The sequence below is a fragment of the Notoacmeibacter sp. MSK16QG-6 genome (assembly GCF_024158145.1).
Lineage (GTDB): Bacteria > Pseudomonadota > Alphaproteobacteria > Rhizobiales > Rhizobiaceae > Notoacmeibacter.
Window position 1 is genome coordinate 471,400 of the sequence record NZ_JAMYXM010000001.1, and the last position, 11,665, is coordinate 483,064.

The 11,665-nt window shown below is 60.7% G+C and carries 10 protein-coding genes; 4 read left to right on the top strand and 6 right to left on the bottom strand.

The genetic code is table 11. The features are described 5' to 3' along the window. The first annotated feature begins 16 nt into the window (after positions 1-16). Positions 17-631, top strand: coding sequence for a pyridoxamine 5'-phosphate oxidase (gene pdxH, locus NIM86_RS02300; RefSeq protein WP_253378773.1), 615 nt, complete (start codon positions 17-19; stop codon positions 629-631). On the opposite strand, the gene NIM86_RS02305 is transcribed toward pdxH, so the two are convergent. Both NIM86_RS02305 and NIM86_RS02310 read right to left on the bottom strand, forming a co-directional pair. After that, positions 628-1,392 (bottom strand): crotonase/enoyl-CoA hydratase family protein, encoded by a 765-nt coding sequence (locus tag NIM86_RS02305; RefSeq protein WP_253378775.1) that lies wholly within the window; start codon positions 1,390-1,392, stop codon positions 628-630. The genes pdxH and NIM86_RS02305 overlap by 4 nt on opposite strands. A gap of 11 nt (positions 1,393-1,403) precedes the next feature. Next, positions 1,404-3,227, bottom strand: coding sequence for an acyl-CoA dehydrogenase (locus NIM86_RS02310; protein WP_253380667.1), 1,824 nt, complete (start codon positions 3,225-3,227; stop codon positions 1,404-1,406). A 290-nt stretch (positions 3,228-3,517) separates the two neighbouring features. Between NIM86_RS02310 and NIM86_RS02315 the strand changes: the two genes are divergently transcribed. Continuing rightward, positions 3,518-5,062 carry a glycoside hydrolase family 25 protein gene (locus NIM86_RS02315; RefSeq protein WP_253378777.1) on the top strand — a complete coding sequence of 515 codons (1,545 nt, stop codon included), beginning with the start codon at positions 3,518-3,520 and terminating at the stop codon, positions 5,060-5,062. A 41-nt stretch (positions 5,063-5,103) separates the two neighbouring features. Here NIM86_RS02315 and purD read toward each other — a convergent pair whose 3' ends face one another. Beyond that, positions 5,104-6,378 carry a phosphoribosylamine--glycine ligase gene (gene purD / locus NIM86_RS02320; RefSeq protein ID WP_253380669.1) on the bottom strand — a complete coding sequence of 425 codons (1,275 nt, stop codon included), beginning with the start codon at positions 6,376-6,378 and terminating at the stop codon, positions 5,104-5,106. 142 nt (positions 6,379-6,520) lie between these two features. Between purD and ubiA the strand changes: the two genes are divergently transcribed. Further along, complete coding sequence (gene ubiA / locus NIM86_RS02325; protein ID WP_253378779.1) at positions 6,521-7,600, top strand: 4-hydroxybenzoate octaprenyltransferase; 1,080 nt, start codon at positions 6,521-6,523, stop codon at positions 7,598-7,600. Positions 7,601-7,666: 66 nt separating this feature from the next. Here ubiA and NIM86_RS02330 read toward each other — a convergent pair whose 3' ends face one another. From NIM86_RS02330 to NIM86_RS02340, 3 genes are all read right to left on the bottom strand, one after another. Further along, positions 7,667-8,242, bottom strand: coding sequence for a DUF6101 family protein (locus NIM86_RS02330; RefSeq protein ID WP_253378781.1), 576 nt, complete (start codon positions 8,240-8,242; stop codon positions 7,667-7,669). Between the two features lie 219 nt (positions 8,243-8,461). After that, entirely contained in the window at positions 8,462-9,874 is a 1,413-nt protein-coding gene (locus NIM86_RS02335; protein WP_253378783.1) for an FAD-binding oxidoreductase, read from the bottom strand. After that, on the bottom strand, positions 9,871-10,869 hold the full coding sequence (locus NIM86_RS02340) for an L-threonylcarbamoyladenylate synthase (RefSeq protein WP_253380671.1): 999 nt from the start codon (positions 10,867-10,869) through the stop codon (positions 9,871-9,873). Before NIM86_RS02340 ends, NIM86_RS02335 begins: the two co-directional genes overlap by 4 nt. Before the next feature lie 133 nt (positions 10,870-11,002). On the opposite strand from NIM86_RS02340, the gene NIM86_RS02345 reads away from it, so the two are divergent. After that, positions 11,003-11,662: a hypothetical protein gene (locus NIM86_RS02345; protein ID WP_253378785.1), complete on the top strand. Its 660-nt coding sequence runs from the start codon at positions 11,003-11,005 to the stop codon at positions 11,660-11,662. Positions 11,663-11,665: the final 3 nt, after the last annotated feature.

Here is an 11,665-nt window from a genome sequence, read left to right on the forward strand (position 1 = left end):
CATAGGACGTGCCATTTTGAAACCGACAGAGTTAACGGCTGGTGACTTTACCGAGCATTCCGATCCATACGCACTGTTCGGCCTGTGGCTCGCCGATGCGGAAGCCAGCGAAATTAACGATCCGAACGCCATGTCGGTGGCCAGCGTCGACGCTAACGGAATGCCCGATGTGCGGGTTCTTCTCCTAAAGGGATTCGATAGCGACGGCTTCGTTTTTTACACCAATTTCGAAAGCCAGAAGGGCAGACAACTTCTCGGGCAACCACGAGTGGCGCTCTGTTTTCACTGGAAATCGCTCCGCCGTCAGGTCCGTATTCGCGGCACGGTCGAACTGGTCTCCGATAGCGAGGCAGACGACTATTACGCCACCCGACCGCGCGGCAGCAGGATCGGCGCCTGGGCCAGCCAGCAATCCCGGCCGCTGCCCGACCGTGCAACGCTGGAAAAGGCCGTCGCGGATTTTGAAGCGAAATTCGAGGGAGAGGAACCGCCGCGGCCGCCGCACTGGTCAGGATTTCGTGTCACGCCGGTGCAGATGGAGTTCTGGCACGACCGGCCCTTCCGCCTGCATGACCGGGTTCGTTTCGATCAAGAAAGCGATGGCTGGAAAAAGACGCGGCTTTACCCCTAAGCGCTTGCCTTTGATACTTTGCGGCTCATGAAGGATTGAAAAGCCTGACGCGCTTCGTCGCTTTTCAGGCGTTCACCGAATAGCTCGCCCTCTTTCTTGCAAAGAGCCAGCCGCGCGTCGCGATCCCCCATCAGAAGATCGCGGGCAATGGCAAGAGCCTCGGGCGGCTTCTGCGCCAAACGCTTCGCCGTAGACATCGCCTCGCTTTCCATGTTCTCAGGCTCGACAATCTTCCAGACAAGCCCGGCGTCACGGGCTTCTTCGCCATTCAAAGAATCACCGAGCGCCAAAAGAGCGAAAGCCCGCTGATGCCCCATCACTGTGGGCGCCATGCCAGAGGAAGCAAATTCCGGCGTCAGGCCGAGATCGAGAAACGGCGTACTGAAGCTCGAGCGCGCGGTCGCAATCGTGAGGTCGCAGTTGAAGTGAATCGTCGTGCCGATCCCCACTGCGATGCCGTCGACGCCCGAAACGACCGGCTTTCTGGCGCGGATCATCACATCCATGAATTCGAATACTTCGCCGCCGTGCTCACCGCCCATCGCGATGGTCATGAAGTCGCCGAGATCGTTGCCGGCAGAGAAAACGCCTTCGCTGCCCAGCAAAAGATGCACCCGGACCGCATCGTCGGCGTCGGCGGAGCGAATGGCCTCGGCCATGGCGGCATACATCGCACGCGTCAGAGCATTTTTCTTCTCCAGACGGTGCATGCGAACGACATTGACCGCACCGTCACGGCTAACTTTAACGTGCTCGCTCATCGCTGTTCCTCTCACGCGCTTGCCAGAGCGTGTTCCGCCGCCGCCTTCAAGCTGTCCGCTCCGGATAGAACCCGGTCCTTGAGCGCGGATGTCTCGCCCAGCAAATTCTCGGCAAAAAACCGCGCCAGCGCCGTACGTCCTTGGTTCTCGCCGGTTTCAGCGCTGCGCGCGAGGTAACAGCCGCCGGCGGTCAGGCCGAACTGGCGAAGGTAAGGCGTTGCCGCGGCGAGCGCGCTTTCCGTTTCACCCGCTTGCAAGCGTTCCTGCAGCCATTCGGTGGCTTCCGTCAGATCGTCGAGCGCCCGACCGAGCCGCTCGCCCGTCGTGCCGAAAGCCTCTGCGTTGGACTTTCCTGCCTCATCGGCCATTTGACGCAAATCGGCGATGTAGTCATGCACTGCCCGACCATTGGCAAGCGGCAGCTTGCGCATGACGAGGTCGATGGCCTGAATGCCGTTCGTCCCCTCATAGATCGGCGCTATCCGTGCATCGCGCAGAAGCCGGGCGGCGCCTGTCTCTTCCACGTAACCCATACCGCCGTGCACCTGAATGCCGGTATTGGCGACATCGACTCCGATATCGGTGGAGAAGGCTTTGGCGATAGGCGTCAGGAGGTTGGCTCGTGCGGCCCATTTGCTCGTCTCGTCAGCCTGTCCATCGGCGCCGGACGCCGCCCCGCGCGCAGATACACCATGCGCATCGTGGCTCATGTCGATAGCGAAGGCGCAGGCGTAGCAGATGGCGCGGGCAGCCGCTGTCATGGCCTTCATGGTGAGCAGGCTGCGCCGGACATCGGGATGGAAGACGATCGGTGCCATGCCCTCGCCCTGCCAGCCGGCTGCTTTCCCCTGCCGCCGCTCCTCAGCATATTCAAGCGCCTTCTGGTAAGCCGCTTCGGCAACGGCGACGCCTTCGAGACCGACCAGGAGCCGCGCATTGTTCATCATCGTGAACATGCAGTTGAGGCCACGATTTTCCTCGCCGATCAGCCAGCCGATAGCGCCCGGCTGGTCGCCGAATTTGCCGTCGCCATAGATCATCGTGCAGGTCGGCGAGCCGTGAATGCCGAGCTTATGCTCGACGCTGTGGCAGATCACGTCATTGCGCGCGCCGGGCGCGCCGTCTTCGTTCGGGATGAATTTCGGCACGAGGAAGAGGGAGATGCCGCGCGTGCCAGCCGGTGCGTCCGGCAGCCGCGCCAGAACGAGATGAACGATATTGTCCGTGAAATCGTGCTCGCCGAAAGTGATGAATATCTTCTGACCGAAGATACGATAAGTGCCGTCACCGACCGGCTCGGCCTTGGCCTTCAGCGCCGCGAGGTCGGAGCCGGCCTGCGGTTCGGTCAGATTCATCGTGCCGGTCCACTCGCCGGAAACGAGCTTTGCCAGATAGGTCGCCTTGAGTTCGTCTGAACCATGAATTTCAAGCGCTTCGACCGCGCCCATTGTCAGTGTCGGGCAAAGCGAGAAGCCGATGGAAGCGCTGTTCCACATCTCAGAGACGGCAAGGCCCAGCGAGAGAGGCAGGCCCTGGCCGCCAAATTCTTCCGGCCCGGTGATCGCATTCCAGCCGCCCTCGGTCCATCGGCGATAAAGATCGGCCCATCCTTCCGCCGTGGTGACTTCGCCATCCTTGACCGTGACGCCGTCGCGATCGCCATGCCAGCCGATCGGCACCATTTCCTCATTGGCAAAGCGGGCCGCCTCGTCGAGGATCGCATCGACCAGATCGTCGGAGATCTCGTCGCCGAACCGACCGTCTTCCAGAGCGGCGCCAAAGCCTACCGTGTACTTGAGCGTGTGAGCGATATCTGAAACCGGGGCGCGATACATGCCGAAGCCTCCCATTTTCTGTCTTGCAGGCCGTCTGCCTGTCCATATGGGCTGCGTAACTGCGTCAGCCATGGGCAGCCTGTCCAGTTCGCTGCGCCATCCACAACCGGACGTATGATTCTTGCGCGCGATCAAATGTGGCAGTTGTGGGCCAATTTCCGTCAAAACCCGGCCCCATTGGTCAGTCACAAGGCGTGACATGGGTGCTTCGTCGGCGGGATGGCGAACGTTAAAGACTCGAATTCACAAAGAGGGGATACTGCGTGCGGGACGGCATAAAGAGACTCACTGTGCGATTCACGGGCGCTGCGCTGGCTGCCCTTATTTCCATACCTGCGGCGGTAGCCGATACGGCGAACGAGCCATGGAAGCGAGATGAGCTCGCTCTGGTGATCGACGCTTACGAGTACAATCCTATCGATTGGGAGGGTCTGTCCTCCGATGAGCGGGTTGCCGGCTTCATCAACAAGGCTTCGGATGGCCTGCCGCCGAAATATCGCTGCAAGGGCGATGGCATCGAATACGATCATTGCCGGTTGGCCTGGAAGCGGTATTCCGTGACCAAGGAACTTTACCACACCCGCAAGATGATGGCGAAGGAGCTCGGCTTGGTGTGGGGCGCCTACCACCTCGGTCGTCCCGGCAATCCCGAAGAGCAGGCGGACCATTTTCTCCAGTTCGCCGATCCGCAGGATGACGAGCTGATCGCCATCGACATCGAGGATAACGATCCCGAAAAATTCATGAGCCTCGAAGACGCGGAGATTTTTGCACGTCGCATCAAATCGCGGACGGGCCGCTGGCCGGTGCTTTACACCAATGGCAGCACCTCGAAATTCATTGCGCAGCGGGCCAATCAGTATCCGATCCTTTCGCGTCTTCAGATCTGGTACGCCCGTTATCGGAACGAGATCGAAGGTGTCTTCCCCCTTGGCAATTGGGAAAATTATGCGCTCTGGCAGTTTGCCAGCCACATTAATTGTAAGGGCAAGTCAACCTGTCCTTATCGGCCGCTCGGCACCGCCGAAGACATCGACGTCAATGTTGCGCCGATGAGTAAAGTCGCTCTGAAGAAGGCCTGGCCCTTCGGCGAACTGACGCCGAAACTCGTTCCCGATGAAGTTCTGGTCGCGAAGACCGATGATGCGGAAGACGAGAAAACCGTGGCTGCCGAGACGAATTCCGACGATGCTGGCGAGATGATCGAAGTGGCATCGGTCGACGAAGACCTTGTCGCTATCCCGACGCCAATGCGTTCGCCCCGCGATCCGAAGCCGGCTGACGACGCCGTCGCCGTCGCTTCTACCGATGAGTCGGAAGCCGGTGAGACTGCCCCTATCGAGCTTGCCACGGTGACGACACCCGTCGAACAGGACGGTTCGCCGGCACTGGCCTTCGCCGCCCAACCGATAGCGAAGCGGACTGCGACTCAAGCTCTGGCAAACTTCGCTGCAGGCAAAGCGATTAGTCCTGCCTTCGCAAAGAAGGTCGAGGGAGCCGAATACAAAACATCAGCGGCCCGTCCCGAGAAAGAGGCGATTGCCGCCGTCAAGACGGATGAAGCGAAAAGCAGTTCGTCGCATAAAGCTTCTCTGAAGAAGGTCGGATCGAAAACGAGCAGCCCTACCGAGAAAGCGACAATCGTGAAGAGCACGAAGGTTGCGAAGGCCAAAAAGCCGGCTGCGCCGAAAACTCCGATTGTAAAGGCTGCTCTCAAAACAAAAGCCGTCAAGGACGAGACAAGGGGCCTAAGCTTCCTGGAGCGAATCCAGTCCATCGTGGAGAACACTCCCGATGAGCTACCGCTTTTGGGCCAGAGCACCGACGCGCAGTGAATCTGGCGTGAGCTAACGCTAGACGGACCAAAACGCGGGAATCATTCCCCGCGTTTTAACGCGCGCCAGGCAATGTCTTTGCGGAAGAAGCCGTCATCCCATTCGATCCGATCGATCGCGGAGTAAGCTTTTTCGCGCGCGGCGCCGACACTTTCCGCTATCGCAGTGACATTCAGAACCCGTCCGCCATTGGCGAGGATTCTGCCTCCCTTTTCAGTGGTCCCCGCGTGGAAAACCATAACGCTATCGTCAGAGAGGGTTTCGAGACCGGCGATCTCGCCGCCCTTTTTGGGCGCACCAGGATAGCCCTCTGCCGCCATGACGACCGTCAATGCCGGGTCGTCCGACCATTGCAGCGGCTCACACTCGGCCAGCTGGCCCTGCGCCGCTGCTAAAAGAACCGGCAACAGGTCGCTCTTAAGCCGCATCATCAGCACCTGGCATTCGGGATCGCCGAAGCGGACATTGTACTCGATCAGCTTCGGTCCTTCGTCGCCGATCATCAGACCGGCATAGAGAACGCCCATGAAGGGTGTGCCGCGCTCCGCCATGCCTTCGAGCGTCGGCTGCACTATCCGAGACATGACGACGTCAATGTGCTCATCGGTCAGAACAGGCGCTGGGGAATATGCTCCCATTCCGCCGGTGTTCGGCCCGGTATCGCCCTCTCCGACACGCTTGTGGTCCTGAGCGCCGGCCAGTGGCATGGCAGATTTGCCGTCGCAAATGCAGAAGAAGGACGCCTCCTCGCCTGTGAGAAATTCCTCGATGACGACTTCCGCGCCCGCTTCGCCGAATACGCCTTCGAAGCAATCGTCAATTGCTGCGGACGCCTGCTCGACCGTCTCTGCCACCGTGACGCCCTTGCCCGCCGCGAGACCATCCGCCTTGACGACGATTGGCGCACCGACCTGACGTATGTACGCTTTCGCCTTCGGCGCATTGTTGAAGCGCGCCCAACCCGCAGTCGGGATATCCTTCAGATCACAGATTTCTTTCGTGAAGGCCTTGGAGCCTTCCAGCTGCGCCGCTTCTCTCGAAGCACCGAAACAGGCGATATCCGCGTCTCGCAAATCGTCGGCAAGGCCGGCAACGAGCGGCGCTTCAGGCCCGACCACCACTAGATCGATGGCTTTATCGCGACAGAACTCGATGATCAAATTGTGATCCGAAAGGTCCAAAGCGACACATTCGGCACACGTCGCGATACCGGGATTGCCCGGCGCGGCGTAGAGATGTCCCAGCCGGTCCGATTGAGCGATCTTCCATGCCAACGCGTGCTCGCGCCCGCCCGACCCTATTAGAAGTGTGTTGATGGCATTCATTATCGTCTCTTCCGGCGCTCGTGCGGATCTTCGCCGACTGCCTATGGCGGCAGCGGGGACGAATCAAGTTCGATCGGACGCTTTCCCTAGCCGATGACTTGACCGTTCCGCTTCGCGCTGCAATCTGCCGCTCATGGACAAGGTTCAGGATTTCGGCCATCAGGGCCGCGTAGCCGATGCCCCCTCGGGTCACTGGGTCTATCGGCTTTTACCGCGCTCTGCCTGGCCTTACGCGCAACTGGCCCGTTGGGATCGGCCCATCGGATGGTGGCTGCTTTTGTGGCCTTGCTGGTGGAGTCTCGCCATGGCGGCGAGCCTGACGGCGCAGTCCATCGCCGGCAGCGGTACGGCGGGCGGACGCGAGGCCGGCCAATTGTCCGCCGCGGTCGATCCACTCTGGCTGTTCGTTCTTTTCGTCGCGGATATGACCCTCTTCATGATCGGCGCCATCGCCATGCGCGGGGCCGGATGCACATGGAACGATGTGGTCGACCGAAAGATCGACGCCCAGGTTGCCCGCACCCGTTCCAGGCCGCTACCCTCCGGACAGGTCAGTACGAAACAGGCGGCCGGTTTTCTGGCCGCGCAAGTGCTGATCGGTTTTGTGGTTCTCGTTACGCTTTCGGTCCTCCCCGTTATGATCGGAGTTCACCCGTTCGAAAGCGGGATCGGCACATTCGGCCTCGGCGTCGCATCGCTTGCCATCGTCGCGGTTTATCCTTTTGCAAAACGCTTTACCGACTGGCCGCAAAGCGTTCTCGGCCTTGCCTTTTCATGGGGCGCGCTGATGGGATGGCAGGTCTGGTTCGGCACGCTCGGCTGGCCCCCTCTTGCCCTCTATGCCGGCGCGATCCTCTGGACCATCGGCTATGACACGATCTACGCCCATCAGGACAAGGAGGACGATGCGCTTGTCGGCGTTCGCTCCACCGCGCGCCTTTTCGGTGAAAAAACCGGGCGGGCGCTGATCTGGATCTATGCCGCCGCGCTGGTCTTCATGGCGCTGGCTTTTGCGCTGGCCGAGGTTCCGCTGCCCGCCTTTGCCGGGCTGATTGCCGCCGGGCTTCATATGGCCGGCCAGATACGCTCGCTCGATATCGACGATGCCGACCAGTGCCTGGCGCTCTTCAAGAGCAATAAAAGACTAGGCTGGCTCATCTTCCTCGGCCTCGTCGGCGGCGCAGGATGGGCCGTGCTTTCGCCGCAGATCTAGTATGGCTGCGAAAGAAAAGGCGGCTCGTCGCCGAACCGCCTCTTCCTGCTTCTCAAGGTGGTAGCCTTACTGACGTGCGATGATTTCCTGGCCATCGACGATCAGCCGCATTCCCATCGATCCCGTCCGGCGACGAGCGAGGAAACGTGGCCGGCGGGCGCGGGTGGGACGTCCCGCGCGGCGCTCGCTCGGCTGCGATTTTTTCACCGCGCCAAGGCTTTCTTCCAGCGTGCGAGCCACGCCATCAGATTCGATCAGCAGCATTTGAAGGCCCAGCTTTTCCGACCAGAGGTGCCAGTCCGCCGCGATATCGTCGAGATTGTCGGCGACCAGCAAAGGCACTGTGAGGTTGGGGTCTTCGTGCAGAAGCGAAAGGGTCACGTCGATCCGACCGCCCTCAAGTTCCTTGGCTTCGGCTGCGACGCCGCGATAGGCGGTCAGGCCGAGCATCATGGAAAGCGGCAAGCCGCTCTTTTCCAGAACGCGGCGAGCGACGACGCCCTTTTCGTGAACGGTGAAGCTGACCGGCTCTCCGTTCTCATCATAGCCGCAGCTGACGGTCTGCGGCAGGTTGAAAGGGTCGAGCCGGAGGCTGGTGATCTCTTCCCTGTGTGCGATCATCCGATCGGCAATGTTCTTCATATCTGGCGTTCCCTGTAAGACTTCCGATCCAAATCGCTGGGCAATTGCCCGGAAGTTCGTCCGCGCCGTCTTTTGCGGCGTCGATGAAGCCACATTATGCGAGGGGAAGCCGAAAACGCCTTAAGAGGCAGGGTGAACGAAACCTAAGCGATTCCGAGGGTTACGGAAAAGCGAACGAAACAGGTTCTGGAAACACCGTCTTAACGATAGCAGGGGCGGTCAGATCACTTTGCCCGGGTTCATGATGCAGGCAGGATCGAGCGTCTGCTTGATACGCCGCATGAGATCGAGAGCCACGGCAGACTTCGTCGCGATCAATTCGTCGCGTTTCAGTGCGCCAACACCGTGTTCTGCGGCAAAAGAGCCGCCGAAGCGTCGAACGACCTCGTGCACGGCAGCGTTCAGCGGTTTCCATTTGGAAAGAAACTCGTCGCCAGCGCCAGACGGCCCCTGCACGTTAAAGTGAAGATTGCCGTCGCCCATATGACCGAAACAGACAAGCCGCCCTTCCGGCGTCGTCTTTTCCACGGCAGCACCAGCCTCGGCGATGAAGGCTGGAATAGAAGAAACCGGCACGGAAATGTCGTGTTTGATGGAAGCACCCTCGACCCTTTGAGCGTCCGGGATCGATTCGCGCACCTTCCAGAAATCGGCGCCTTGCGCGATGGAACTGGCAAGAACCGCGTCGATCACGGTTCCTTTATCCAGCGCAGCGCTCAATATTTCTTCGGCTAGTCCGCGCGCCTCTTCTTCACTGCGGCCAGACGAGATTTCGATCAGCACGTGCCATGCAGCCTCGTCCTGAATCGGCACGCGCACATCGGATATATGATCCTGTGCAAGACGGACGGCGCGGTCGGCCATCAGTTCGAACGCCGTCAAAGCGCCTCCGGCGGCGGAGGCAGCATGACGGAACAGCTTAAGCGCATCTGCCGGCTTGCCTACGGTCGCCCAAGCGATCTGCCGCCCTTTCGGCTGCGGCGCCAGCTTCAGAACCGCCGCTGTAATGACACCGAGCGTGCCCTCAGCGCCGACAAACAGGTTTTTCAGATCGTAGCCGGAATTGTCCTTCCGCAGCTTGCGAAGATCGTCCAGTACCTCACCGGAAGGTAAGACCACTTCCAGACCAAGGCAGAGATCGCGGGCATTGCCATTGGCAAGAACATTCACGCCACCCGCATTCGTTGCCAGAATACCGCCGATCTGCGCCGTGCCCTGGCTGGCGATGGATAGCGGAAACATTAGATCGCGGTCCGCTGCGGCCTGCCTGACAGTTTGAAGCGGAACGCCGGCTTCGACCGTCATCGTGCCGGCGTCGGTATCGATTTCGCGTATGGCGCACAGCCGAGACAATGAAAGAATAATCTGGCTGCCCGTGTCATCCGGCGTCTGGCCGCCGACGAGACCGGTGTTACCGCCCTGCGGAACGATAGCCGTGCCGGTCTCGCTCGCCAGGCGTAAAATTGCCGCCACTTCGTCAGTCGATGCCGGGCGCAGCACCAGAGGCGTCTCGCCGTGAAAGAGTTTGCGCAATTCGTGCCGATATGGCGCGGTATCAGCATCATCCCGAAGCGCGTATTTGTCGCCGACAATGGCGGTAAAGCGGTCGATCAGATCTGGCGCCATCGTCATCTTTTATCGCTCTCGCTTCTGGGAGCAGCGGCACGGATCAAGCGGTCGCGTATTGCCTCGCCCAGCCCTTCGGTCGGGATGGGTTCAACGGCAATGCCTGCCGCGCCGCAGCCATCCAGCGCTCTCATGGCGGCGAAGAGCCGCGCGGCCGCCTGTCGCAGATCGCCGGATTCGCTCAGATTTTCGACCGCGACGGCCCGTTCGAAACCGCCAACGCGATCCGGGCCGAACGCCAGAAGCGCTTCGCCTTCCCGAACCTTCTCGACATCGAGGCGCAGAGTCGTATTCGGCGCATAGTGCGAGGTCATCATGCCGGGTGCTTCAATGGCTGCTCCGTGCCCGGCGCGGCGAACTTCGCCGAAATTGGTCAGTTCCTCCGCCGTAACTCCTCCGGGTCGCAAGACGGTAATGATACCGTCTTCCACCTTCGCGATCGTAGACTCGACACCGACCGGCGGGGCGCCGCCATCGACGATCATCGCAACCGATCCGCCGAGATCGTTCGCCACGGCCTGTGCATCCGTTCCGCTGATCCGCCCGGACCGGTTCGCGCTCGGCGCGGCAAGCGGTCGGCCAAGTTCGGCGATAATGCGGGACGCAAAACCGAGAGGATGACGAATCGCCAGTGTGGGTTGGCCGGCAGTCACAAGATCGTGGACGGGCGCATCATCCCTTTTGGTCAATACGAGGGTGAGCGGGCCAGGCCAAAACGCGGCGGCCAGGTCACGCGACAGCGGATCGAAACGGCAGAGCCGTTCGGCCATGGCTATTCCATCCACATGGGCGATCAGCGGATTGAAACGTGGGCGTCCCTTCGCCGCAAAGATCGCGGCGACCGCCTCGCCATTGGCGGCATCGGCTGCAAGACCGTAAACCGTCTCTGTCGGCAGAACGACGAGTTCGCCGTTTTCGAGCGCCGCAACCGCCGATGCGACGCTGTCTGGCTCGTCCGCCAATCGGATGAGTGGCACATTGCTAGCGGATACGGTCTTCATGCTCATGGACTAGCGTCAAGACGAACCTTGCGCAATCCGCTCCCGGCGCTTGCCATTAACCCGGCATTAACCCGGTTTGCCAACCTCGCTGAAAGGTCATCATGCCAATTTGGCCAGCATGAGGAAGACTGTCATGACATATCGCCCTATCGCCGCTTTCACATGCGCCGCCGCTCTTGCGCTCGGTGCCGCCGCATCTCACGCGCAGACGGAGACCGGCCCGGGCGGCTATGTTTATGAGTACAAGTCGCCATCGATAATGCTGGTCAAGCCGGAGGGCTGGCAGCCGCCCGAGGCGGAAGTGCCCGAACCGGCGCTGTTGCGGCCGATCATGCCGACAGATCTATATGAAGACGAGGATCTGGCGCAGGTGGGTTCGCTCGACGATGTTATCGGACGGCCAAACGAAAACGCGCTTGGCCCGGTTCTGGCGGCGCAGCGCGCCGAGGAGCGCCAGCGCAGAATTGCTTCGCAGCAGCAATCGGGCGATGACGCCAATCGGCTAGCTGAAACGACGACGCCTTTGCCCGAAGAAGGCGTTGACCGACAGACGACCGCGGCCCTTCCAGATGAAGATGAAGCAGCGCAGGACGGCGTTGCTGTTGAGAACGGTGTCGACGTCATTCGCGGCGACAGCGCTGCATCGCCGATGGCTTCCGAAAAGCCATCAATGTCCGAGCTCATCGACAAGCAGGCTGAACCTGCAATCGTCGAGGTGGAGAAGACGGAGGAGCCGGACGAACAGGCCGCGCGTTCCGAGCCCGAATTCTCCGGGATGGAAATGCGCTTCTAGGCA

Bases quoted from the DNA above. Each gene is read 5' to 3' on its own strand.
- NIM86_RS02305 (WP_253378775.1), bottom strand. From the start codon at position 1,392: ATGAGCGAGCACGTTAAAGTTAGCCGTGACGGTGCGGTCAATGTCGTT.
- NIM86_RS02310 (WP_253380667.1), bottom strand. From the start codon at position 3,227: ATGTATCGCGCCCCGGTTTCAGATATCGCTCACACGCTCAAGTACACG.
- ubiA (WP_253378779.1), top strand. From the start codon at position 6,521: ATGGACAAGGTTCAGGATTTCGGCCATCAGGGCCGCGTAGCCGATGCC.
- NIM86_RS02330 (WP_253378781.1), bottom strand. From the start codon at position 8,242: ATGAAGAACATTGCCGATCGGATGATCGCACACAGGGAAGAGATCACC.
- NIM86_RS02335 (WP_253378783.1), bottom strand. From the start codon at position 9,874: ATGACGATGGCGCCAGATCTGATCGACCGCTTTACCGCCATTGTCGGC.
- NIM86_RS02340 (WP_253380671.1), bottom strand. From the start codon at position 10,869: ATGAAGACCGTATCCGCTAGCAATGTGCCACTCATCCGATTGGCGGAC.
- NIM86_RS02345 (WP_253378785.1), top strand. From the start codon at position 11,003: ATGACATATCGCCCTATCGCCGCTTTCACATGCGCCGCCGCTCTTGCG.